This window comes from Flavobacterium sp. (assembly GCF_044339515.1).
GTDB lineage: Bacteria > Bacteroidota > Bacteroidia > Flavobacteriales > Flavobacteriaceae > Flavobacterium.
In genome coordinates, this window is record NZ_JBIIVK010000034.1 from 13,450 (window position 1) to 39,232 (window position 25,783).

General features: G+C 34.8%; 21 protein-coding genes. 11 read left to right on the plus strand and 10 right to left on the minus strand.

What is annotated here, in order from left to right; all coding sequences use genetic code 11:
* The first annotated feature begins 13 nt into the window (after nt 1–13).
* Complete coding sequence (locus ACIQ0M_RS10145) at nt 14–739, plus strand: DUF2490 domain-containing protein (RefSeq protein WP_396151846.1); 726 nt, start codon at nt 14–16, stop codon at nt 737–739.
* Nucleotides 740–764: 25 nt separating this feature from the next.
* Here ACIQ0M_RS10145 and ACIQ0M_RS10150 read toward each other — a convergent pair whose 3' ends face one another.
* Genes ACIQ0M_RS10150 through ACIQ0M_RS10165 form a run of 4 tightly spaced genes read right to left on the minus strand, consistent with a single transcriptional unit; the run spans nt 765 to nt 5,960 of the window.
* Nucleotides 765–2,762: a protein-disulfide reductase DsbD family protein gene (locus ACIQ0M_RS10150; RefSeq protein ID WP_396151849.1), complete on the minus strand. Its 1,998-nt coding sequence runs from the start codon at nt 2,760–2,762 to the stop codon at nt 765–767.
* Nucleotides 2,762–4,066, minus strand: a complete 1,305-nt coding sequence (gene tilS, locus ACIQ0M_RS10155) for a tRNA lysidine(34) synthetase TilS (RefSeq protein ID WP_396151851.1) — start codon at nt 4,064–4,066, stop codon at nt 2,762–2,764. Before tilS ends, ACIQ0M_RS10150 begins: the two co-directional genes overlap by 1 nt.
* 37 nt (nt 4,067–4,103) lie before the next feature.
* Nucleotides 4,104–5,408, minus strand: coding sequence for an anthranilate synthase component I family protein (locus ACIQ0M_RS10160; RefSeq protein WP_396151853.1), 1,305 nt, complete (start codon nt 5,406–5,408; stop codon nt 4,104–4,106).
* A 12-nt stretch (nt 5,409–5,420) separates the two neighbouring features.
* Nucleotides 5,421–5,960, minus strand: a complete 540-nt coding sequence (locus tag ACIQ0M_RS10165) for an NADPH-dependent FMN reductase (RefSeq protein WP_396151855.1) — start codon at nt 5,958–5,960, stop codon at nt 5,421–5,423.
* Between the two features lie 176 nt (nt 5,961–6,136).
* On the opposite strand from ACIQ0M_RS10165, the gene ACIQ0M_RS10170 reads away from it, so the two are divergent.
* Nucleotides 6,137–7,030, plus strand: coding sequence for a DUF4349 domain-containing protein (locus tag ACIQ0M_RS10170; RefSeq protein WP_396151857.1), 894 nt, complete (start codon nt 6,137–6,139; stop codon nt 7,028–7,030).
* Nucleotides 7,031–7,110: 80 nt separating this feature from the next.
* Here the strand turns inward: ACIQ0M_RS10170 and dnaK are convergent, their stop codons facing one another.
* Both dnaK and ACIQ0M_RS10180 read right to left on the minus strand, forming a co-directional pair.
* A complete protein-coding gene (gene dnaK / locus ACIQ0M_RS10175; protein ID WP_396151859.1) occupies nt 7,111–8,997 on the minus strand; it encodes a molecular chaperone DnaK in 1,887 nt (628 codons plus the stop codon).
* Nucleotides 8,998–9,154: 157 nt separating this feature from the next.
* Entirely contained in the window at nt 9,155–11,653 is a 2,499-nt protein-coding gene (locus ACIQ0M_RS10180; protein ID WP_396151861.1) for a M14 family zinc carboxypeptidase, read from the minus strand.
* A gap of 170 nt (nt 11,654–11,823) precedes the next feature.
* On the opposite strand from ACIQ0M_RS10180, the gene ACIQ0M_RS10185 reads away from it, so the two are divergent.
* Together ACIQ0M_RS10185 and ACIQ0M_RS10190 are read left to right on the plus strand one after the other, a co-directional pair.
* Nucleotides 11,824–13,248 carry an L-serine ammonia-lyase gene (locus tag ACIQ0M_RS10185; RefSeq protein ID WP_396151864.1) on the plus strand — a complete coding sequence of 475 codons (1,425 nt, stop codon included), beginning with the start codon at nt 11,824–11,826 and terminating at the stop codon, nt 13,246–13,248.
* Between the two features lie 29 nt (nt 13,249–13,277).
* The gene (locus tag ACIQ0M_RS10190; RefSeq protein ID WP_396151866.1) at nt 13,278–13,907 is read left to right on the plus strand and encodes a glutaredoxin family protein; all 630 of its coding nucleotides are present in this window, start codon (nt 13,278–13,280) and stop codon (nt 13,905–13,907) included.
* A 162-nt stretch (nt 13,908–14,069) separates the two neighbouring features.
* On the opposite strand, the gene ACIQ0M_RS10195 is transcribed toward ACIQ0M_RS10190, so the two are convergent.
* The 4 genes from ACIQ0M_RS10195 to ACIQ0M_RS10210 form a co-directional block, all read right to left on the minus strand.
* On the minus strand, nt 14,070–15,137 hold the full coding sequence (locus ACIQ0M_RS10195; protein ID WP_396151868.1) for a porin: 1,068 nt from the start codon (nt 15,135–15,137) through the stop codon (nt 14,070–14,072).
* Between the two features lie 40 nt (nt 15,138–15,177).
* Nucleotides 15,178–15,609, minus strand: coding sequence for a nuclear transport factor 2 family protein (locus tag ACIQ0M_RS10200; RefSeq protein ID WP_396151870.1), 432 nt, complete (start codon nt 15,607–15,609; stop codon nt 15,178–15,180).
* Nucleotides 15,610–15,612: 3 nt separating this feature from the next.
* Nucleotides 15,613–16,899 carry a sodium:proton antiporter NhaD gene (gene nhaD, locus ACIQ0M_RS10205; protein ID WP_396151872.1) on the minus strand — a complete coding sequence of 429 codons (1,287 nt, stop codon included), beginning with the start codon at nt 16,897–16,899 and terminating at the stop codon, nt 15,613–15,615.
* 92 nt (nt 16,900–16,991) lie between these two features.
* Nucleotides 16,992–17,750, minus strand: a complete 759-nt coding sequence (locus tag ACIQ0M_RS10210) for an NrtR DNA-binding winged helix domain-containing protein (protein WP_396151874.1) — start codon at nt 17,748–17,750, stop codon at nt 16,992–16,994.
* Between the two features lie 97 nt (nt 17,751–17,847).
* Between ACIQ0M_RS10210 and ACIQ0M_RS10215 the strand changes: the two genes are divergently transcribed.
* From ACIQ0M_RS10215 to ACIQ0M_RS10245, 7 genes are all read left to right on the plus strand, one after another.
* Complete coding sequence (locus tag ACIQ0M_RS10215) at nt 17,848–19,656, plus strand: glycoside hydrolase family 3 protein (RefSeq protein ID WP_396151876.1); 1,809 nt, start codon at nt 17,848–17,850, stop codon at nt 19,654–19,656.
* Nucleotides 19,610–20,281 carry a fibronectin type III-like domain-contianing protein gene (locus ACIQ0M_RS10220; RefSeq protein ID WP_396151888.1) on the plus strand — a complete coding sequence of 224 codons (672 nt, stop codon included), beginning with the start codon at nt 19,610–19,612 and terminating at the stop codon, nt 20,279–20,281. The genes ACIQ0M_RS10215 and ACIQ0M_RS10220 overlap by 47 nt, the downstream gene beginning before the upstream one ends.
* Nucleotides 20,282–20,388: 107 nt before the next feature.
* Nucleotides 20,389–21,207, plus strand: coding sequence for a 3-methyl-2-oxobutanoate hydroxymethyltransferase (gene panB, locus ACIQ0M_RS10225; RefSeq protein ID WP_396151877.1), 819 nt, complete (start codon nt 20,389–20,391; stop codon nt 21,205–21,207).
* Nucleotides 21,208–21,246: 39 nt separating this feature from the next.
* Nucleotides 21,247–21,948, plus strand: a complete 702-nt coding sequence (locus ACIQ0M_RS10230; protein ID WP_396151879.1) for an RluA family pseudouridine synthase — start codon at nt 21,247–21,249, stop codon at nt 21,946–21,948.
* A 129-nt stretch (nt 21,949–22,077) separates the two neighbouring features.
* Complete coding sequence (locus ACIQ0M_RS10235; RefSeq protein ID WP_396151881.1) at nt 22,078–23,424, plus strand: hypothetical protein; 1,347 nt, start codon at nt 22,078–22,080, stop codon at nt 23,422–23,424.
* Between the two features lie 42 nt (nt 23,425–23,466).
* Nucleotides 23,467–24,795 (plus strand): aldehyde dehydrogenase, encoded by a 1,329-nt coding sequence (locus ACIQ0M_RS10240; protein WP_396151883.1) that lies wholly within the window; start codon nt 23,467–23,469, stop codon nt 24,793–24,795.
* 12 nt (nt 24,796–24,807) lie between these two features.
* Nucleotides 24,808–25,596 carry a hypothetical protein gene (locus ACIQ0M_RS10245; RefSeq protein ID WP_396151885.1) on the plus strand — a complete coding sequence of 263 codons (789 nt, stop codon included), beginning with the start codon at nt 24,808–24,810 and terminating at the stop codon, nt 25,594–25,596.
* The last annotated feature ends 187 nt before the right edge of the window (nt 25,597–25,783 follow it).

Consider the following 25,783-nt stretch of genomic DNA (forward strand, 5'->3'; position numbering starts at 1 on the left):
AAAAAAATTTAACATGTGTTGCTCAAAATATCTCAAACTTGTACTGATTTTACTTCTACCCGCCTTTTCTTTTTCACAAAATAAAATAACAGAAAAGCAACAAATTTGGTTGGGATATATCACACAAACTAAATTGTCTAATCATCTTTCATGGTGGAATGATGCTCATTGGGTGCCGGAGAGTTTTGGAATTGTTCGTTCGGGATTAATCTATCATTTTGGAAAAGAAAAACAATTTACTACTACGCTTGGCTATGCCTTTGCGGAATTTTATCCACCCGAAGGAAAATCAACATTTAGACCGGAGCATCGACCATGGGGACAAACAACTTATCAACATAAATCTAATTCCTTTACATTTTTACATCGGTTAAGATATGAAGCTCGTTACAGAGAAATTATTGTGGATGATAATTTACAAAATGAATTTAATTTCAATTATCGTTTTCGGTATTTAGTACAAATGCGTTACTTTTTCAAGACTGAAAAAACAGGCAAACTATTTCTTACCGCCTCAGATGAATTACTTTTTAATGCCGGTAGTGAAATTAAAAACAGTTTTCGATTGGACCAAAACAGAATTTCTGCCGGATTAGGGTATCAATATAAAAATGTAACGTTTCAACTAGCATACATGAATCAACTGATTGAATCGAATGTAGATAGTACATTTAAAATGAACCATAATCTTCAATTTTTAGTATTTCATCATTTTGATTGGCGAAAAAAAAATCTCTAAATTTTACATTCAGAGATTGGATTTATCATTTTTTAGAATTTGAGATTCCGTCTCGCAACCATTTTTCGTATAAATCGATGTCCGGGTCATAACTGGCCGGTTCATCAGAAATCGTATTTCCATTCGTATCCAAAATCAAATAATATGGCTGTGCATTGGCTTTGTATTTGGTAATTTGAAAATCACTCCATTTGTTTCCGATGGTTTTAATTTTTTTGCCGGTTTCTTTAGAAACATATTTTTCGTTTTCAGCTAATTCCTTTTTATCATCAACATATAATGAAATTAAAACCACTTCATTTTTTAAAATAGAAAGAATCTTTTTATCCGACCATACATAATCTTCCATTTTTCGACAATTCACACATGCATAACCAGTAAAATCAAGTAAAATAGGTTTATTTATTTGTTTGGCATAAGCCAATCCATTCTCGTAATCATGAAAAGCAATAATTCCGTGCGGACCGGAATGAGCTCCTTTTGGCAAAGCTCCTGTATCTGTAGAACCTCCTCCTCCACTCCCAATTCCGGTTGGACTTTCACTATAATTTAGTGGTGGCGGAAAACCTGATATAATTTTTAAAGGTGCTCCCCAAAGTCCTGGAATCATATAAATGGTGAAACTCAATACAAACAATCCCATAAATAATCTTCCAACTGAAATATGTGTCAACGGACTATCATGAGGTAATGTTATTTTTCCAAATAAATACAATGCCCAAGCACCAAAAACGGCAATCCAAATGGCTAAAAATGTTTCTCTTTCAAACCAATGCAATTGTAAAACCAAATCGGCATTGGATAAAAATTTAAACGCAAAAGCCAATTCTAAAAATCCTAATGAAACTTTTACGGTATTCAACCAACCACCTGATTTTGGTAAGGAATTCATCCAGCCAGGAAATAAAGCAAATAACATAAATGGTAAAGCGATGGCTGATGAAAAGCCTAACATTCCCACAATTGGAGCAATTCCGCCTTTCGAAGCGGCTTCCACAATCAAGGTTCCAACAATTGGACCTGTACACGAAAAGGAAACGATGGCTAACGCTAATGCCATAAAAAAGATACCGATAATTCCTCCTCTATCCGCTTGACGATCTACTTTATTGGCCCATGAATTTGGCAAAACGATTTCAAATGCTCCTAAAAAGGAAGCTGCAAAAAAGACTAATAACCCAAAAAACACAAGATTAAAAGTTACGCTAGTGGAGAGTTCATTTAAAGAATCTGGTCCAAATATTGCAACTATTACTGATCCTAAAAGTACGTAAATAACGATGATGGAAACACCATAAATGATAGCATTTTTAATCCCTTTAGCTCTGTCTTTACTTTGTTTGGTAAAGAAACTTACCGTCATGGGAATCATTGGAAAGACACATGGTGTCAATAAAGCAAGGAATCCGGAAAAGAAAGCAAGAATAAATATTGTCCAAAGTCCTTTTTGTTCCTCTTTTTTTTCTACTTTATTACTTTTGGCCTTAACCAATTTGTTATCTAATTTTTCTTGAATATCATCTTTTACTAATGGTATTGTGTCCTCTTTTTGAGTCGTATTTATTACATTTTCTCTACCTGGTAATTGAAATTCAAAATTCTTAAACTGTTGAATACATTGTTCCAAACAAGCTTGGTATTCTACCTCCACTTTAATCGACTTTAAAGCTGGATTCGTGACTTTTACCAATTGCGAAAATTGAGCTGAACCTTCAAACATATATTCATCTACTTCGAAAATTTCGCTATAGACTTTTTTGTATTTACTTTCTGTTGTTTTACCGATTAATTGATAATTTCCTTTTGTATCGTTATAAATGAATACAGTTGGCAAAGAACCACCATCGGGCGTAAACTGTGAAAAGAAATGCCAATCTTTTTGAATGGTTGCATCAAATTTTAATAGAAATTCCGTATCCGATTTTTGTTCAATCGAAGTTTTCCATTTCACCGGATCTAAAATTTGTGCCTGCGTAATGGTAATTACAAGAAAGGAAAGAAGTGTAAAAAATAAATTCTTCATTATACTAATTGAATTTTTAGAATAGTTTGTGTGTTTTCCGTAACTTTAAATTGGTCGTCCATTCGTTTTCCTACAATCCATACAATCCTTTTTTCGGAACAGAGTAACCAAATTTTTTCTTTGTCAATAACAGAAATTTTTTCGTCTTTAAAAAATTTTGAAAGCTTTTTTTTACCAAGCATTCCAAAAGGATAAAAATAGTCACCTTCACTCCACTGTCGAAGTTGTAAAGGAAACTTTAACTTCTCTGCATCTACAAAGATAGTTTTAGAATCGGATTTAGTTATGTCATCCACTTTACAAAACGATAACTTTAAGGGAAAATTAAGTTGAGATTGATTTTCTTGAATAAAATATTCATCCGAAACTTTGAAAGATTTTGGTTCAATAATCAGTGTTTCTCTATCTTTTAGCAATCTGAAATGCTCCGAAAAAATTTGTTTTCCGGATTGGGCTTCCACCAAATCATAAATGTCTTGCCAAGCTGAAAATCCGAAAGGCATCAACCATTGGTACAAATACGCTTGATAATTAGGTAGTTGTAACAATTCATTTAAATCAATTTTTTTTTGATTATCAACATCTTTCACTACTTTTCGATACACTATTCGTGAGGCATCCTCTACTAAACTTTGTGCTTGATTGAGATTTTGAAGTGTATTTTCAAACGAATCTAAAAAACTCGGATTCAATTCTTTTAAAATCGGAACCACATGATGACGAATTTTATTACGCACATATTTGTCAGACGCATTACTGGAATCTTCCCGCCATTTTAGATTATTTTCCTTTGCAAAAGTTTCAATTTCTGCTCTGGAAAAATGCAACAATGGTCGAATAATTTTATCATTTTGGGATGGAATTCCTGTCAGTCCATCCAAACCGGTTCCACGAGAAAAATGAATTAAAAAAGTTTCCAATTGATCATCTAAATGATGAGCAGTCGCCACAAAATCAAAATTTTCATTGGCCAACAATTCATAAAACCATTCATATCTCAACTTTCTGGCTGCGACTTGAATGGACACTTTTTCATCTTCAGCAAATTGCTTGGTATCAAATTTTTGAAAAAAACTTTGAATGGAATTTTCATTACAATAGGATTTTACAAAATTTTCATCTGCATCACTTTCATCCCCTCGGAGTTGAAAATTGCAATGAGCCACCGCAAATTCTATATTTGCTTTTGAAATTAAATCCAATAAAACCATGCTATCCAGACCGCCACTAACAGCGATGAGCATTTTTGCCTTTTGAAGAAAAGGAAATTGAGTTGAAAGGTGATTTTGGAATTTCAAAAGCATGTTCAAAAGTAAGGATTTTTGTGTGAATGAAATAATTCTAATTCAGCACTTCAAACATAGCCTTAGCTTTCAACAAACATTCTTCATATTCGCCTTCTGGAGTGGCTTCCGATGTAATGGCACTTCCCACGGAAAAAGACAAATATTGGTTTTTAGAATTGTATAAAATACTGCGAATTACGACATTAAAATCAAAATCACCATCGGGAGAAAAATAACCAACAGCACCGCTGTAAAGTCCGCGTTTGGTTTCTTCCAATTCTTCAATGATTTTCATCGCTGAAATTTTGGGAGCACCGGTCATGCTGCCCATGGGGAAAGTAGTTTTGATAATTTCTACAGCAGAAGTTGTATTTTCTACTTGAGAAACAACTGTCGAAATCATTTGATGCACTTGTTTAAAAGTATAAATGCCACATAACTCTTCTACCTCAACCGAGCCTTTTGTGGCCGTTCGAGATAAATCATTGCGAACCAAATCAACAATCATAATATTTTCGGCCCGCTCTTTCGGATTATTTTCCAAATCAACTTTCGACTGTTCATCTAAAATTGCATCTGAATTTCTTCTTGCTGTACCTTTTATCGGTTGAGAAATTACTTTTGTACCCTCCTTTTTCAAGTAGCGTTCCGGAGAAGCCGACATTAAAAAATGATGATTATTTTTGAAATAAACCGCAAAAGGTGGTTGTGAAATAGCATTAAGCTTTTGATAAATTTCCAAAGGATAAATAGCTGCATTTTCAGCAAAAAATTCCATGCAAAAATTGGCTTCGTAAATGTCGCCGTGATGAATTTTTTCAAGCATTTTTGACACTTTTTGAAGATAAGCTTCTCTTGAAATGCGTTGCTGGATTTTAATTTCACGCAATCCCGAAGCTTCGGGAGCAAAGTCGCAAATTGTATTCGTAGTAATAATCGCGGAAAAATCTTCCTCTAATTCATCATCACACAAATTCAAATAGTGCATTTCCACTTGATTTCCCTTTAAAAAAAATAACTTCTTCGGTTGAAAGAAAAATAAATCCGGAAAGGCTAATCCGTCAAAATTTTTGGATTGTAATGCTTCGGTATCGTTTTTTAAATCATACGACAAATAGCCGAATAACCAATCTTTGGTATGGGTTTGGTATTGATGTAAATCTTCAAATGCATTGAAATAATCTGTTTTGATGGAAGTAAAAGCATCTACGGCCAAAATGGCATCAAAATTGGAATACTTATGATGATAATTATTGCTGTCTAAAAAAACAACTTCTCTAAATTGATTCGCCCAAATCAACAATTTTTGTTTGAAGATATCAGGATGTTCAATGGAAAAGACTTTTGTAGCTCTGAGCATTTTTGAAAAAAATTACTTTAATAAGACTTCAAACTGATGCAGTTTTGCTACAATTTCATTATTAATTTCTTCGTTGCTGATTTTCGCTTCTTCGATAGAAAAATTTTCTTTAAAAGATGGAAATGAATAAGTTAAACTAACTTCTCCGCCAAAACGAGGAATTAATTTTTCAACTACTTCCAAGGCACTCATTCCGCCGCGAGCTCCGGTTGAAGCACTTAGTAAAAATACTTTTTTGCCATCTAAAAACTTTCTGTCTAATCGTGACAACCAATCCAATACATTTTTAAAAAAAGCTGAAGGATTGCTATTATGTTCATTTACTGAAATAAGCAAACCGTCGGCAGCCTGAATGTGCTTGTATATTTGATTGATAGAGGATGGAAATCCGTTATCTCGCTGTTCATCTTCGCTATACACAATTAAATCCATATCGGATAATTTGAATAATTCAAACGAAGTTTGTTGTAGTTGAGTGGTTAAATAAGTTACTAATTGGTGGTTGATGGAAGTAGAAGAATTACTTCCGGCAAAGGCTAAAATAGTTGACATAATCGGGGATTCTAATTGTTTTTACAAAATTACAATAAAAAAATATGAAACTATTTGAAAAATTATATTTTGGCACGTTTTTTAGTAATGATTTAATAGTAATAAACACTAGGCAAAATATGGTTTGAAAATTACTTATTAATCACTATTCCATTTGTAATTTAAAACCATTTCTCATGAAAAAAATCAACCTTTTGGGTATGTTGCTTTTTTGCTTTACCCTGCTCCTGTTTTCTTGTAAAGACGGAAGAAAAGAAGAATCTGTTGTAAATGTGTCAACAGAGTCTGAAACAGAGAAAAATCTATCTTCTACGGCGGCTATTGAAAACTCTACTTCTCAACGAAAATTTATTCGGACAGCCGATGCTAAGTTCAGGGTAAAAAGCGTTGAAAAATCTACCTATTCCATTGAAAATACGGTGTCAAAATTTGGTGGCTTTGTGACTTATACGAATTTACAAAGTAGAATTATTGATACTGATAGAACCGTGATTAGTCAAGATAGTCTCTTAGAAACAACCAAATTTGCGGTGGAAAACAATATGACAATTAGGGTTCCAAATATGCAACTTGATACGGTTTTGAAATGTATTGCAAAAGAAATCGACTTTCTGGATTACCGCCTAATAAAAGCTGATGATGTTGCTTTAAAACTGTTGACCAACGAATTGGAAGAAAAAAGAAGTGCCACACAAAGTGAACGCATTGAAAAAGCCATCGATTCTAATGGAAAAAAACTGAATCAAATTTTGGATGCCGAAGATAATTTATCTGCTAAAAGAGCAGTAGCCGATCAAGCAAAGCTTGCGAATCTCAACCTGGAAGATCAGATTAACTTTAGTACGATTACGCTTCAACTCTATCAAAGAGATAGTGTGAGACGCGAACTGTTGACAAATGAAAAAAACATCAATAGTTATCGCCCACATTTGGGATTGAAAGTAATGGAAGGATTGAAAACAGGATGGTATATGTTGGAGGAAATTATTGCTTTTATCATTCAACTTTGGGCACTTATTTTAATAGGTGGGATAAGCTTTTGGTTATATAAACGCTATTGGAAAAAGTAAGTTTCTCCACTTTATTAAAACTCTTTAATAAAAAAACCGGATTATTTCTAATCCGGTTTTTTACTATTTTTAAGCAAATATTACTTCACTTCTTCAAAATCAACATCTTGTGTTTGATCTCCACTTGCATCGGCTTGTGGCTGAGCTTGTTGAGCACCTTGGTTGTCTTGTGATTTATACATTTCTTCTGAAGCATTTTTCCACGCTTCATTGATTTTGTCTAAAGCAGGTTGAATCGTTGCGATGTCTTTTGTTTCATACGCAGCTTTCAACTCGTTTAACGCAGCTTCAATTGGTTGCTTGTTGGCATCTGACAATTTATCGCCGTATTCTTTTAATTGACTTTCAGTTTGGAAAATCATTCCGTCTGCTTCGTTCAATTTATCCACTTTTTCTTTGGCAATTTTATCCGCTTCAGCATTTATTTCTGCTTCTTTTTTCATTCTTTCGATTTCTTCCGGAGTTAATCCTGAAGAAGCTTCTATACGAATATCGTGCGATTTTCCGGTTCCTTTATCGGTTGCCGAAACTTTGATGATACCATTGGCATCAATATCAAAGGTTACTTCAATTTGTGGAACACCTCTTGGAGCTGGAGGAATTCCGTCTAAATGGAAACGACCTATTGTTTTGTTGTCATTTGCCATTGGTCTTTCTCCTTGCAATACGTGAATTTCAACCGATGGTTGGTTGTCTGCAGCTGTAGAAAAAACTTGTGATTTTTTTGTTGGAATGGTTGTATTCGACTCAATTAATTTTGTCATTACACTTCCCATGGTTTCAATACCTAAAGAAAGAGGTGTTACGTCTAATAACAATACATCTTTTACATCTCCGGTTAACACACCTCCTTGAATAGCTGCACCAATCGCCACTACCTCATCCGGATTTACTCCTTTTGATGGTTTTTTCCCGAAGAATTTTTCTACTTGCTCTTGAATAACAGGCATTCTGGTTGAACCTCCCACTAAGATAACTTCGTCAATATCTGAGGTTGATAAACCTGCATCTTTTAATGCTTTTGCAACCGGTTCCATCGAACGTTTTACTAAACTTTCCGCCAATTGCTCAAATTTAGCTCTTGTTAATGTTTTTACCAAGTGTTTTGGTCCGCTAGCGGTTGCTGTGACATAAGGTAAGTTGATTTCAGTTTGTGTAGAAGAAGACAATTCAATTTTGGCTTTCTCAGCTGCTTCTTTCAAACGTTGTAAAGCCATTGGATCTTTACGCAAATCTACTCCTTCTTCGCTATTGAAGTCATTGGCCAACCAATCAATGATTACTTGGTCAAAATCGTCTCCTCCTAAGTGTGTATCTCCATTTGTAGATAATACCTCAAAAACACCATCTCCTAATTCTAAAACAGATATATCAAATGTACCACCACCTAAATCGTACACGGCAATTTTTTGATCTTTTCCGGCTTTATCTAGACCATACGCTAACGCAGCTGCGGTCGGCTCATTGATGATACGCATTACTTTTAAACCGGCTATTTCACCGGCTTCTTTCGTTGCTTGACGTTGAGCATCATTGAAATAAGCAGGTACAGTGATAACCGCTTCAGTTACAGTTTGACCTAAATAATCCTCAGCCGTTTTTTTCATTTTTTGAAGTGTCATAGCAGACAATTCTTGTGGTGTGTATAAACGACCATCAATGTCTACACGTGGAGTATCATTGTCACCTTTAACTACTTTATATGCAACATTTCCAGCCTCTTTTGCACTTTCAGAATATTTATTACCCATAAAACGTTTGATAGACGCAATGGTTTTGGTTGGATTAGTTACCGCTTGTCTCTTGGCAGGATCACCTACTTTGATTTCACCACCGTCTACAAATGCAATAACAGATGGCGAAGTTCTTTTACCTTCAGCATTTGCAATTACTACCGGTTCTCCACCTTCCATTACGGATACACAAGAGTTGGTAGTTCCTAAATCGATTCCAATTATTTTACTCATAATTTTTTTAATTTGTATGTCTTGTTTTTTAAATTCGTTTTTCAAAACTTGATTTGCAAATGACAAGGATTATGCCAAGTAAGAAATTTAAAAAGAAATGTCATATTTTGACTGACGAATCAGAAAAAATATGACATTATGACATTATTGTAGTTATTTAATCCACCAAAAACAACGCATTACTAAACAACAAATTTCCATTTTCCCAAAATCCTCTAAACAAAGGATTATCAATCATATAAATTACTTTACCATTGCCGTGATAATCAACCGCAAAGGATACTGTTTCTTGTAATGTTTTCTTTAATTTGTTTCCAATGAAGCCAAAACTTTGGTAATTCTTAGGCACATAAATGACATTTTGTGCTCCTTTTAAAAGTTTAAAATTAGATTGAGTAGTCTTTAAACTATAGTATTTATCACCTAATCCAAAAGTTAACGGATGCGAGCTATCAATCACATTTTCAATAATTGCTCCGGGAATATATCCTGAAATAGAACGTCTCTCATTATTTTCATAATCCAAAAAACGATCGGCCAATTCAGCTTCTTCCTGCATTTTCTGAGCTTCGTTCTTTTCATCTTCCGTAGCAAATTTTGTCAAATGATAGCCTTCTCTATCTTCAAATTGAGCAACAGCTCCACCAATTGCGATTACTTTTCCGCCTTTGGAAACAAAATTATCTATTTCTTTTTTCTGACTATCTGAAAAACCATACCAACCTTCGGCCAAGATTAAAGTAGTATAATCAGTCCATTTTATTCGGTTAAAGTGTTGAACTTCTACAATACTCATTGGGTATTCAATCACTTGATCCATGAAAAACCAAACTTGACCAAAATCAATATTGCTCACTCCGCTTCCACCTAAAACGATAACTTTTGGTGCTTTTAAAAGCGGATAATTTTCACCGCCTAAATCACCTCCGTTTTTGGCAAAACCGCTTTCCAAAGCAACATAGTCGAATTTTTCCTGTATTAAATTTTGTATGATTTCTTCAAAATTCAGCATCTTAGCATTGTCTCCTTTAGTGATTATTAAACCACCTCTTTCTACCTTTAAATCACCAAAATAAACCTCCTTTAAAGCGGTTCTAACTTTAATATTTTGTTGGTGTAACTTACTTAATACACGAGCAGAACTCCTATTATTCCAGGGAATGTAATAAGCATAGGCATTGGATGTTTTTGATGGAACAATAACGTCCAACTTTGTTTTCATTTTAATAGGCAAATTTCCCTTCAAAGCAAAACTTTCCACACCATAAGCCAACGGCAAAGACCAAGCCGTAATATCATAGGATAAACTATCTGTTAATTTATGATGGGGTTCAAATAAAACTTGCGTTAAAACCGATCTGGGTTGATCAACTTTTATAATCAAATCATTCGGTTCAATCGAAAAAGCTTTGTCTTTATTGGACTGATAATGATACCCAGTAAGTTTCTTCGTTTCATCCGCAAAAGAAGTTTCAATCCGGTTTCGGTTTAACAAAACCAAAAGTTCTTGATTTTTCGGATTATTTTTCACCACGTAGGTTTGATATTTTCCTTTAGGTTTTGTTCGATTGTCTTTAAAATAAGCTCTAAATTCTTTGGTCAAAACGTCTTTTTGCACATTTGAAAGTTCAACCACAGTTAGAATCGCTTTGGCGTGATGATCGATTCTGTCTTGCAACGTTAGTATATCTCCATTCTTTAGCAACACTGCCCTTCCTGCTCCAATTCCGCCCTGTTCATAGGTCATTCCAACTGCACCATTGTAGCAAGGATATGTATCTCCATAACTCGGATAAAACAAATCAAATCGTTCTCCGGAATAGTACATCCACCCTTCTTTGTCGAATTTTTTTGACGTAATTTCACCTATTTTTTTATGAAAATCTCGCTGAAAAGGAGCAATTTGTTCATGATATGGTTCGGCAGCCGGCGGAAAAAAATAGGGTTCATTATAGCCCATCTCATGCACATCGGCATGCACCATTGGCATCCATTGATGATACAAATCCATTCGTAATTGTGTCTCCAATTGTGTTTGCCAAGCCCAATCCCGGTTCAAATCATATACATAATGATTTTGTCTTCCTCCCGGCCATGGTTCCATGTGTTCTCTGTCTGTAACTCCGGGATGTGTATTCTTACCGGAAACATCACGCAACCAATTGGCATATCGCGAAAAACCATCGGGATTTAAACAAGGGTCGAGAATCACAATAATATCTTCCAACCATTTTTTGGTTTCTTTATTATTTGGATTAACTAACTCATAAGCAACCGCTAAAGAACTTTCTATTGCACCAATTTCATTTCCGTGTACATTAAAACTCAACCAAACAATCGTTTTTGATTTAGAACTATTTTTGGTTGGAAAAAGTCCGATTTCATGCAAATGATTTTTACGGATTTCTTCTAAATTTTTTAAATTTTCCGGTGTAGAAATATAATAAACATTGAGGTTTCGCTCTTGTGTAGTTTCACCGTATTTCTGATGTTTTATCCAATCTGAATTTTTCACTAATTGATCAAAATAGCCTTCTACTTTATGATAATAAGTAACTTGTTTACCATAATTAGGTAAGAATTCGGAAGGCGATTTTGGTTGTGAAAATCCAATTAAACAAACAAAAAACAAGAGTAGATTAAAAAATCGATTCATTTTAAAAAAATTAGAAGTCAAATATAGGTTATTTTTTGAACGGTTGAACTTAAATGTTAATTCAGAAACTAATAAAGAAAAGTTAATTATTCAATTCTATTTTTTAAGAAACTCGTTTGAATAAGCAATAAACAAAACACTATATTTGCCTTTACTAAATCGTTTGCGTTATGGAAGAATGTATTTCTGTTTTTGATATGCTTAAAATAGGTGTTGGCCCCTCGAGTTCTCATACGCTTGGACCGTGGAGAGCCGCCGAACGATTTTTGTTGGAATGTAAAGAAGAAAATATTCTTAATCAAGCCATTCGAGTAAAAGTAGATCTTTACGGTTCGCTTTCTTTAACAGGAAAAGGTCATGCCACTGATTATGCCGTGATGTTAGGTTTGAGTGGACAAGACCCTGAAACCATTCCGGTTGCCAATATTGACGCAATTGTTCAATCAATTAAATCAAACAAAAAAATCAATTTAGGAAATGAAATTGAACTTGATTTTGAGGTTGAAAAAGATATCGTGTTCAACAAAAACTTTTTGCCTTTTCATGCCAATGGGTTGACATTTACATTGTTTACTAATGAAAAAGAATTTAGTGAAACCTACTATTCTATCGGTGGTGGTTTTGTGGTAAAAGAAGAACGAACCAATGCTAAAAAGAAAATTCAGATAAAATGTGCTTTCCCCTATCCGATTCAAAAAGCGGATGAATTATTAGAATTTTGTAAAAAAGAAAACAAATCGATTTCCGAAATTGTGTATGAAAATGAAAAATCGATGCGTTCCGAAGAAGAAATTCACCATGAATTGATGCGAATTTGGCATACGATGTTGGAATGTATCTATATCGGTTGTCATTCTGAAGGCATTTTACCGGGCGGATTGAATGTACGACGACGAGCGTATGACATGCATTTGGGATTAAAAGGCGAACTACCCTATTCCAATCCGCAAGAATGGTTGGAAACCATCCGAAAAACAGAAGTAAAATTTCGTCAAATTTTAAAATGGGTAAGCTGTTTTGCCTTGGCTGTGAATGAAGTAAACGCCGCGTTAGGTCGGGTAGTTACCGCTCCAACCAATGGAAGTGCGGGTGTAATTCCAGCGGTTTTAATGTATTATTTAGTGATTGAAAACCATAATGCCGGTGAGAAGGAAATCAAACAATTTTTATTGGTTGCCGGAGAAATTGGCAGTATCTTCAAAAAAGGAGCTACAATTTCTGCCGCGATGGGTGGATGTCAAGCCGAAATTGGCGTATCAAGTGCCATGGCTGCCGGAGCTTTGTGTGAATTAATGGGTGGAACACCCGCTCAAGTGACGATGGCTGCCGAAATTGCGATGGAACATCATTTGGGAATGACGTGCGACCCGATTGGTGGGTTAGTGCAAATTCCGTGTATCGAACGCAATACGATGGGTGCGATTAAAGCGATTAATGCCGCTGAATTGGCCTTAGAAACCGATGCCAATAATGCGAAAGTTCCGTTAGATAAAGTAATCAATACCATGTGGGAAACTGCTAAAGACATGAACTCCAAATATAAGGAAACCAGTGAAGGCGGTTTGGCAGTTGGGGTGAACTTGGCGGATTGTTAACAATTTGTATATTTATAAAAAATTTAATTATGAAAAATCTTTATCTAAAATTTTTACCGATAACATTGTTTTTATCTTGTTCTGTTTTTGCACAAAGCAATACCGAAATAGAAGTATTCCAAAAAAAAGACGGGGAGTCAATCAATATTTCAATAAAAAACAATAGCGATGAGCAAAAAGAAATAAATTTAAATATTGACGGTAAAGGAATATGTAAAATACCAAAATCTCCAATTACAAAACTTATAAAATCAGGAGAAGAAGTAGCTTTTATCACTTTGACACCTTTGAAAGGGAAAAAACTTGACTATTCAATAAATTATTCAATAAAAGCGAAACCAACAACCGAAGAACTAAATTATTTTCAAAAAAAGGTAGAGTCAAAAACCATAACACAAACTCCTGACTTTTCAACAGAATTAATAATTTTTGGTAAAGATGGTTGTCCACGATGTGCTAAAACGTTAAAATATTTGATAAAAAATAATATTGATTTTAAATATATAAATACGAATAAATCTCAAGATTTGAATACATTAATGTGGAAAATGCTCAAAGATGAAGGTGCCAAAGATAACGTAACAATGCCCATCATTGTGAAAAACGGAAAGCTAACCCATTCACATAAAAACCTTGATGAATTTTTAACTAGTATTTGAAAATATACTTTCAACAGTAATATCAAGTTGAATAAATTTGCTGTCTTTTTTGAATACCTTTAATTTATTTTTTTGTATAAATCAGTTAAATAAATGAATTACAAATAGAAAGAAACAAGTGAAGGTAGTTTGGCTGTTGACGTAAAATTGGCGAATTGTTAGTTAAAACTCAAAACTCATACTGGTTGTAATAAAGAAATTATCGTTAACCATTTCATTATTGTTAATAAAGACTGCTTCTTGAGATTTTAACCAACGGGCTTCCGTTCGGATTTTTAGTCTTTTAGTAGGTGAAAAATCGATATTAAAAGAATTTCCAAAAGTTTTAAAAGCTATATCATTTACGTTTATAAAAACATTGTTTTCATCTTGATAATATTCTGTTCGAAAAGCAGATTGCCATTTTGAATTAAACGTGTATTGAGCAATTAAAACCGGACTGAACCATTTTTTGTGCTTGTCACCAACACTTGATTTTTGCATTCCAGCATCAAAACCGGCAATGGTTCGCCAATTCTCATTCCATTGATAATCAAAAAACAAATTACTGAAATAACGAGTTCGTAAACCAAATTCCGTTGGTTCATCACCTATAAAAGTGCTCCAGTTTAAGACTGCTTTTTCGGTAGGTTTATACGTAATCTGTGAACCAAAAGCCGGAAGAGCAGATTTGTCAGGTTTAGCGATTCGTTGCCAACCATTGGTGAAAAATGTCGCAAAAGTCCATTTATCATTTAGTTGAAATTGGTATTTTAAACCGGTCATAAAATAAGGAGAATTTTCGGCCAATATCGACCGGGTTACTGTTAAATTTAAAGCTGATATGGCCGTTTCAAAGCCGATGTAGCTGGGCATAATTCCCATTTCAACAGTATGTTTTCTTTTCTTATCTAAATAAATTCCAACAAGGGCTTCGCTCACCCATTTTATATCTTCCGCAGCATAATTATCTTCCACATATGTACCGGCATGAAGAGCAAAGGACGCATAAACATTTTCATAACTTGCTTTTACTCGTAACAACGCATTATTGATGTTGAACTCATTATGTCGATTGTAATTATACATAAAAGGCAGTTTCTGATTTTCTGTTGGTGTATTAAAATCATACGCATAATAACTTTCTATAAATCCGGAAAAATCTATTTTCAGCGAATCAATTGTTTGTGCTTTTCCTGACAAGGAAAAAACAAATAATAACGGTAAACTAAACAGCCAAATCTTCTTCATCAATCTTTTTTCAAAAATAAAAAAACAAATAATATCAAATTTACTTCCGCCTCGTATCCAAAATATACACCACTTTCCAACCATCATTTTCTTTAAACAATTGAAAAGAATTGACACCGGAATGGCTCAATTTATCATTCACATAAAATTCGTAGGGTGTCCAAACGTGTGCCATGGCTCCATCTACCTGAACTTTGAAACTTAGAATCTTTTCTTCAAATTTGATTGATAGTGGAATTGTCGCGATAGATTTATAAAAATTAGCTGCTTTTTCAACTGAAAATTGACTACCTTTTTCGGATTCTGAAATCGAATGTAAAACCAAATTTTCAGAACAAACCTTTTTCAAAGCAATTGAATCTCTTTGATGAAAAGCGTTAAAAAATTTTCCAATTGTGAGTTGAATTTCATTTTCTTGAGCGAGAGAAAATTGATTGATCAATACGATAACAAATACAAATATTTTTTTCATTTTTTAATGAGTGAACCAATAAAGTACAAAGAATGAGATAATCCCCGCAATATAACCGGCTACTGCCAATGGTGTTATTTTCTTTAAATACCAAAGAAAAGTAATTTTTTCTTTTTCCATAACGGCAATTCCTGCCGCTGAACCAATAATTAACATACTTCCTCCAGTTCCCGCACAAAGTGCCATTAAATCCCACAACGAACTGTCAATCGGGTATTCTGAAAGCGGAAACATAGCCTGAGAAGCGGCTACCAAACTACCATTATCTACTATTGATGATAAAACCCCTATTAAAACAATCATCATGTCAATACTTGGTAAATTTTGAAGTAAAAAATCAGCGAAATAACCCAAAATCCCTGTGTCTTGGAGTGCATAAACCATCAATAATATACCCATAAAGTACAAAATCGAACTTATATCTACTTTAGTTAAAGCATGTGCCACCGAATATGAATCTTTCACAGCTTGAGGTTTATCTTTGTGATAAATTAAAGATACAAGTGAAACAAAACCTAAAGCAATTAATACCCCGATAAAAGGAGGTAATCCTGTAATTGATTTTATAACCGGAACCATTATTAATCCAAAAGCACCCGCAAGTAGCACACTTATACTACCATACATTTTTTCTTCCCTTTTAACATCCTGCATTGATAACTGCACGCGAAGTGCAGCGAAACCTCTCATACGAAAACTTGCTATTATTAAAGGCACTAGAATGACAAATATCGAAGGAACAAACAATACTTTGACAATTCCTAAAGCACTTACCTGGCCACCAATCCATAATAAGGTTGTAGTAACATCTCCAATAGGACTCCATGCACCGCCCGCATTTGCAGCAATTACAATAATTCCCGCAAGAATCATTCTAATTTCACTTTTAGGCATCAGTTTTTTCAATAATGTTACCATTATTATGGCGGTTGCTAAATTGTCTAATAATGCCGACATAAAAAAGGTGACGCCCCCCACAATCCAAAGTAATTTAAACACTGATTTAGTTCGAATTCGATGCGTAATAACTGCAAATCCTTTATGCAAATCAATCAATTCTACAATTGTCATCGCTCCTAACAAAAAGATGAGTAAACCGCCAATCTCTCCAAAATGTCCTGTTAACTTTTCTGCAAGTAAGTGTTGGTTCCCATCATAAAACAAAGCAAAAAACACCCAACATAAAGACCCGGTCAGTATTGCTGTAATTGTTTTATTAATTTTGAAAGGCGATTCAAATATAACCAAAAGGTATCCTAAAATCGCAATGGTAAGTACTATTGTAATCATTTTTATAAGATTAAAAAATCCTTAGCTAAAGTAGTAAGTTTTTGTTAGTGTAAAGACGTTTATTTTTAATATTTTTTAGGCAACCAATATATTTACCATCCTTCGTTGAAACCATTTTTTAAGGCACTTTGATACTTTTCTAAATCAAAACTATATAAATCAGGAGCTTTGTGAGCACCACCTTTACGTGTTTCATTCAATTTTTCCAAAATATCATAACGCATCATTTTACGATAAAAATTACCTCTGTTTAATTTTTTTCCTAAAATAATTTCATATAACTTTTGAATCTCTGGAAGCGTAAACTTTTCGGGTAATAAATTCAAACCGATGGGTTTATAGTTCAACTGTCGTCTTAAAACTGTTAAAGCTTTCTCAAAAATAGACTGATGGTCCATCATAAATTCCGGAAGTTCTGCTATCGAACGCCACTCGCATGCCTCAGAAATATCATCGGTAATTAAAGTTACTTTTGAAAAATCAACAAGTGCATAAAATCCAATGGAAACAAATCGTTGTTTATTCCACAAATCATCTGAAAAGTCTTTAAAAAAATCTTCCGAACGATTTAAATCCCCAAAAACACGAAACTGTTGCAAATAGATGTCGGAAGCTCCTGTCCGTTCAAATAAAATTCTGGAAGCTGCAGAATGAATATTCTCTGTTTTTAAAACATAACCCCCGGGCAAACCCCATAATTCACTATCCTTTAACTTAGTCAATAACACCTTTAAACTAGCGTTATGAAAACCAAAAACCACACAATCAACTGATAAATGTGGTAAATACATTTCCCATGATCTTGCCGAACGCTCCTCTAAAATTTTTTTAAATGCTTGTGAATCCATCATCCACAAAATTACATTTTTTTTATTGGAAATTTGATTTGAACAAAAAAATTCGTACTATTGCTTCATATTGAAGCATTAATAAATAAATCTTATAATTATGAAGAATGGTCTAAAAATTTGTACGCTTTTAATTTGTTTTCTAATAACAACTTTCCTTCATGGAAAAAATACTTCTAAAGAGTTTCCAATTCTAAATATTGATGGTTTAAAGTTTGAAGATTTAAACAGAAATGGAGTATTGGATATTTATGAAGATTATCGCCTACCAATAGAAAGGCGAGTGAAAGACTTACTAAGTAAACTAACAACAGAAGAAAAGACAAAATTAGTGAACGGAATAGGTATGCCTGGATTTGATGCAGAGAAAATGCAATTCACACCCGGAGCATACCAAGGTAAAGTGCCGGGTGCTGCTGGAGGTACATTTGCAGTTGAACGTTTAGGTATTCCAAATGTAATTGTGGCAGATGGTCCGGCCGGACTTCGAATCAATCCGAAAAGAAATGAGGTAACTGATACATTTTATTCTACTGCCTTCCCTGTGGGTACAGCATTAGCATCTACTTGGAACAAAGAATTAATCTATGAAGTCGGAAAAGCTATTGGTGTAGAGGTCAAAGAATACGGAGTTGATGTTCTATTGGGACCGGGGATGAACATTCATCGTAATCCACTTTGCGGTAGAAATTTTGAATACTATTCTGAAGATCCTTTTCTAACAGGAAAAATAGCCGCAGCGATGGTAAATGGCATTCAATTTAACGGTGTAGGCACATCCTTAAAACACTTTGCCGCTAACAATCAAGAAACTAATCGAATGGGATTAAATGTTTTAGTGAGTGAACGAGCGATGAGAGAAATTTATTTAAAAGGTTTCGAAATTACGGTGAAAGAATCTAACCCATGGACAATCATGTCTTCCTACAATTCTATAAATGGCGTTTTTGCCTCCGCCAGAAAGGATTTGTTAACAACCATTTTAAGAGATGAATGGGGGTTCAAAGGAGTGGTTATGACTGATTGGTTTGGTGGTTTTGATGGAATGATGAGTCCATTTTCACCAAATAGTAATACAAATGTAAGCAAACAACTAACTGCGGGCAATGATCTATTGATGCCGGGCTTACCCAAACAGCAACAACTCGTATTAGCCGAAATAAATAGTGGGGAAATCAGCATTGAAGACTTAAATCGCAACGTGGAAAGAATTTTAAATTTAATTCTAAAATCCCCTTCGATGAATAAATACAACTATTCAAACAAGCCAAATTTAATTGAGAATGCAAAAATTGCCAGAAATGCTGCTGTGGAAGGTATTGTACTTTTAAAAAATGATAACAATACCCTACCTTATACATCTAAAAAAGGGACAATTGCCGTATTTGGGGTAACTTCCTATGAATATATTTCAGGAGGCACAGGAAGTGGAGATGTTAACGAAGCTTATACAATTTCTCTGATTGACGGTTTAAAAAATGCAGGTTACAAAATAGATCAAGAATTACAAAAAAAATACCAACCCTATGCGGCAGATTTAAAAGAAAAAGAATTAAAACGAAGAGAAAAAGAAGGAGGTATTTTAGCAACTCCAAAAAGATTGATGGAATTAGAATTATCCCTCGAAGAAATAAATAAAGCATCAGAATCAAATAACGTTGCGATAATTACAATCGGAAGAAATGCAGGAGAATCAGGTGATCGATCGATAGAAGATGACTTTTTATTAGCTGCTGACGAAATAAAATTAATCGATTCTGTTTCTGATAGTTTTAGAAAAAAAGGAAAGAAAGTAATCGTAATTCTTAATATTAGGTGGTGTAATCGAAACACAAAGTTGGCAGGAAAAAGCAGATGCGATTATTTTACCGTGGCAATCAGGTCAAGAAAGTGGAAATGCTGTGACTGATGTTTTATCCGGCAAAGCCAATCCATCTGGGAAGCTCACAATGACTATGCCTATTCAATATGAAGATTTATCTACTTCAAAAAACTTTATTCAAAATCCAAGTGAAGTGAAATACAAAGAAGGAATTTATGTTGGTTATCGTTATTTTGACAGTTTTAAAATAAAACCAGCCTATGAATTTGGCTATGGGTTGTCCTACACAACCTTTGAATTTTCAAATCTAACCATCAGTAATAGTCAATTTAAAGATAAAGTAACGGTCACAATTACCGTTAAAAACACCGGAAAAACGAGCGGAAAAGAGGTAGTGCAACTCTATTTAGCGGCACCAACCGGAAAAATTGATAAACCATTTCGCGAATTGAAATCATTCGGCAAAACAAAACTTTTAAAACCGGGTGAAGAACAAATAATTAGTTTTATTTTAGAAAGTAAAGATTTAGCTTCTTTTCATTCCAATCAAAATGCTTGGATAGCAGAAGCCGGAGCATATAAAGTATACATTGGTTCTTCCTCAAAAAAGTGTGAAAACTCAATTCCCTTTACGTTGTTAAATGAGATTATAGTGGAAAAAGTTTCTAAAGCTTTTATACCCGAATTGGGATTCTCCGATTTAAAACAGTAAAAAAGTACCAAAATCAACTCAAAAAGGATGCGAAGTATTTCGTATCCTTTTTTTATGATAGAAACAATTTAGTTTTATTACTTTTACATTTCTTTAATTTAATTGAAATGTCAACAGCTAAAAAAGATTACAAACGCATCACGACAAAATCACTTTTTGATATGAAAGCCAATGGCGAGAAAATTTCTATGCTAACGGCGTATGATTATACCATGGCTAAGATAGTGGATGCTGCTGGTGTTGACGTGATTTTAGTAGGTGACTCAGCCAGTAATGTGATGGCCGGGCACGAAACCACGTTGCCTATCACACTGGATCAAATGATTTATCATGCGAGTAGTGTCGTGCGAGCATGCGAACGTGCGTTAGTTGTTGTTGATTTACCTTTCGGGACTTATCAATCCGACCCAAAAGAAGCATTACGTTCTGCCATTCGAATTATGAAAGAAAGCGGCGGACATGCTGTAAAATTAGAGGGCGGAAGCGAAATCAAAGAATCCATCAAAAAAATATTGAATGCCGGTATTCCGGTCATGGGTCATTTGGGTTTAACTCCTCAATCCATCTATAAATTTGGAACCTATACCGTTCGTGCAAAAGAAGAAGCAGAGGCCGAAAAATTAGTGGAAGATGCCAAATTGTTAGAACGTATCGGTTGTTTTGCTTTAGTATTAGAAAAAATTCCGGCCAAATTAGCTCAAAAAGTGGCCGAAAGTATTTCGATTCCGGTGATTGGAATCGGTGCCGGAGGTGGTGTAGATGGTCAAGTGTTGGTGCTTCACGATATGATTGGCATGACGCACGAATTTAGTCCGCGTTTCTTGCGAAGATACATGACCCTTTATGAAGACATGACCAAAGCCATCGGGCAATATGTAACCGATGTAAAAGCATTGGATTTTCCGAATGCGAATGAGCAGTATTAATGCGACAATTTATCAATGTGGCAATGAGTCAATGTGCGGATGAAAATAGTTACGACCAAAAATAATTTACAAATTCTTCACGAAGACAATCATTTGATAGTTTTAAATAAACGTGTCGGTGATATTGCTCAAGGCGACAATTCGGGCGACAAACCCCTACCCGACATCGTCAAAGAATACCTTAAAGAAAAATATAACAAACCCGGTGATGTTTTTTTAGGCGTAGTTCATCGGCTCGACCGACCGACTACCGGAATAGTTGTTTTTGCCAAAACCAGTAAAGCGTTGACCCGAATGAATGATTTATTCAGTTCACGGGAAACGCAAAAAACCTATTGGGCAGTAGTCAAAAATAAACCACCTAAAGAAGAGGACACACTCGTTCATTACATCAAAAGAAATCAACAAAACAATACGTCCAAAGCTCATTTAAAAGAAGTTCCGGAGAGCAAAAAAGCGAGTTTACACTACAAAATTATTACCGAATTAGATAATTATTTTGCTCTAGAAATCGAACTGCATACCGGAAGACATCACCAAATTCGGGCACAATTGCAAGCCATTGGTTGTTCCATAAAAGGCGATTTGAAATATGGTTTTGACAGAAGCAATCCGGATGGTGGCATTCACCTTCACGCTCGCAAATTATCCTTCATTCATCCGGTTTCAAAAGAACAAATTACAATCATCGCTCCCGTTCCTCAAGATGTCATTTGGAAATCAATTGAAACTAAAACATAATTTTTTTCGTTTATCAAGTAGGGAAATTCCTTTTTCAATTGTTTCTATTCTGAATAAAAATACCTATTTATGGGTAGTGATTATTCAACAAAGAAGTATCATCTTTGAAATCAACTAAATATAATCTCAATGAAAAATTTAATTGTTCCTGTATTTATTCTCCTTAGCGTATGCTCATTTGCCCAAGAACACTTTTCCGGAATTGGAACATCCAAGCGAATTGGTATTCTTAACGCCAATTTAAATCCGACAGAATTAGCCAATCTGAGTTCAAAAATGGAGGTAAACCTTTTTGCCACAAGCATCAATGTTTCCAACAACAAAATTGGTTTTAGCGATTTGAATAGTGATGAAGATATCGAAGATTTAATTTTTAAAGGAGATGAACCGGTTAATTTGCGATTTGATGTGGAAGTAGCCGGTCCAGGATTTGCTTTTAAACTTGAAAAATGGGGATTTGCCATTACCTCCAAAGCCTATGGAAAATTAAATTTAGTAGACGTAGATGCCAATATTGGCGATGCGATTGCCAATAACGGATTAAATTCTTTAGTGAATTTTACTACGCTAAACGGGAATTACAACCAACGTTTAGTAGGAACCACTTACGGTGAAATCGGCTTTTCTGCAGCACGAAGTTTATGGGAAACCGATAAATATAAACTAAATGGCGGTGCTACTTTTAAACTATTATTTCCGGGTTCGTATGCGAATTTTGGAGCCGATCAATTTGAAGGTACTGTCAACTATTTAGGTGGAAATGCTTTCCTGACCAATGCAAATGCTTCCGTAAATATTGCTTATTCCGGCAATTTAGGAAGTAGTTTTTCTGATTTTGATAGTTATGCGGATTCTGTATTCGGCGGATTAAATGGCTTTGCCTTTGACTTTGGAGGAACATTTACTATTAAAGATGAAAAAAACGGATATAAATTCAATTCCGGAATTTCCGTTAGAAATATTGGCGGAATGACCTTTAAAGACGAAAATAATTCTTCAACAGACTATAATTTGTCTATTGAAGGAAGCGAAAGTTTAGATTTATCGCAATTTGAAAATGTAGACAGTTTGCAAGAAGTAGAACAAATTTTGGTCGATAGCGGATTTTTAACCTCGACCTCTTCGGCTAAAGATTTTAAAGTAAAATTGCCAACCGTTTTAAACGCTTATGCAGATTTGCAAGTAATTCCAACCCTGTATGTTTCGGTATTTTTACAACAAAAATTAACGGATGATGCTAACAATGACCAAATTACAGCTCAAAATGTGGTCACTTTAACCCCGCGTTTTTCGCTCAAAAATTTCGAGGTTTTTGCTCCGTTATCCCAAACCGAAATTGCAGGATTCAATGCCGGAATCGGTTTTAGAGCTTACGGTTTCTTCATTGGTTCGGGTTCTGCCTTCACCGCTTTGATTAACGACAGTAAGCAAGCAGATGTTTATATAGGTTATCGATTTGGATTGGGAAAAAGTTAATTTTTTCTCCTATATTTGAATGCATTCCCAAACCCATTTGAAATGAGTTCAATTAGTACTGTAGCCAAACGAAAAGCATTGCTTAAAAAGCTACTCGTTGCCATCCAAAAGCACGAAAAGGCGATTAGTGAAGCCTTATACAAAGATTTTAAGAAACCTGCTTTTGAAGCTTACCTCACGGAAACCCAGTATGTGATTTCCGATTTAAAACATACCATTTCCAATATCAATCGATGGGCTAAACCAAAACGTGTTTGTCCATCGATTTTAAACTTACCCTCTTCCGAATTTATATATTCGGAACCGTATGGACGAGTATTAATAATTTCGCCCTGGAATTATCCCTTTCAACTAGCGATGTGTCCGCTTATTGCTGCCATTGCTGCGGGAAACACTGTAGTTTTAAAGCCTTCTGAATTAACCTTCAACACCTCGCAAATTGTCACAAAAATTGTGGAGGAAGTGTTTGATGTCAAAGAAGCCGTTGTTGTGCATGGCGGAGCCGAATTCACCCAATCCTTGCTCGAAAAACGATGGGATTATATCTTTTTTACAGGTAGTGTTTCCGTGGGAAAAATTGTGGCACAAGCCGCTGCAAAATATTTAACGCCGGTCACCTTAGAATTAGGGGGAAAAAATCCGTGTATCATTGATGAAGGTGCCAATTTAGAAATTGCGGTCAAACGTATTGTGTGGGGAAAATTCATCAATGCCGGACAAACCTGTATCGCACCGGATTATATTTTAGTACAAGCCAAAGAAAAATACAACTTTGTTGAATTACTTAAACAAGAAATTACTCGAGCCTACGGAGAAAATCCTGAATTTTCAAACGATTTTGCCCGTATCATCAACACCAAAAATTGGCAACGATTACAAGCGATGATTGAACCGAAAAAAGTTATTTTTGGCGGAGTTTCGAATCTAGAAAGTCGGTACATCAGTCCTACCCTACTTGATGAACCCGATTTGAATAGCGAAGTGATGAAGGACGAAATCTTTGGCCCTATTTTGCCGATTATTTCGTATCACAATGAAAATGATATTCAAAAAATTATTGCTCATTATGAAAAACCGCTGTCACTTTATGTTTTTTCGGAGAATAAAGATTTTGCCGAAAAGATGATTACCCACTATTCGTTCGGTGGTGGATGCGTAAACGATTGTGTGATTCATTTTTCAAACAAACGAATGCCTTTTGGTGGCGTTGGCCACAGCGGATTGGGTGCTTACCACGGAAAATTTGGTTTTGATTCCTTTTCACACAAAAAAGCCATCGTGAAAAAACCAACGTGGGGCGATGTTCCGGTTCGATATGCACCCTATAAAAATAAATTGAAATACATCAAAAAATTATTATCTTGGCTTTAAACTAAATAACCTATGGACAATAACATTACAAAACGAATCAAGCAAGCCACACAAGAAGGCTATTACATTGACTTTGGTACGATTATCGAGAAAGCATTTGACAACTACAAAAAAATTGCTTTGACCGGAGGCTTAGCCTTTTTACTCATTGTCCTTGCGGCATTTGCCCTTTTTGGGTCTATTGCTGCCGTTGCTTTTGGTGCAGCCGATATGATGGGAACACTCACCGAATTTAACCCAATGAATTTTTCAGTGGTGGGTATTCTAATTTATTTTTTAATCATGGTTGTTTTTGCCGGTTTAACAGCACCTTTAGGAGCTGGTTTCTTTAAAATGGCTCATTTGGCTCAGAGCAATAAACCCTTTTCGGTGGGGACAATTTTTGATTACTACAAAACTTCTTATTTCAAAGAGCTGTTTATTGCTGCTTCGGTGTTGGCTATCGTTAATTTTGCTTTTGCAACCGGTTTTGAACTTTTAACCTATCCAATTATTGGCTCATTTCTAACGTATATTGTTGCCTTTTTTACGATGTTGACGGTGCCGTTGATCATTTATGGAGAGCAAAAAGCATTTGATGCCATTTCCATGAGCATCAAGTTGGTCGCCAAACAATGGCTGATTTTAGTAGGCTTAGCGATTGTTAGTTTTATTTATATGATGTTAGGTTTTATTGGTTTGTGTATTGGTATCTTCTTTACGCTTCCTTTTTGGTATTCTTTTCTTTATACTACCTATAACACCATTTTGCCTATTGAGGTGGAAAGTGAGATTGAGGAGATTGGGAGAGTGGAGGAATAAAAAAATAGATAAAAACAAAAAAGACCTGAATTTTCACTCAGGTCTTTTTTTTATGTTTATTTTGTCTTGTCCTGAAATAGCGATACACAAACTTCATCGTTATGGAAAACCTTCAAGAAAATCGCTATGTTAAGCGAACCCAGAAAGACTACTCAATGTCTTTAAAGCTTCAAATTGTTCAAGAAAT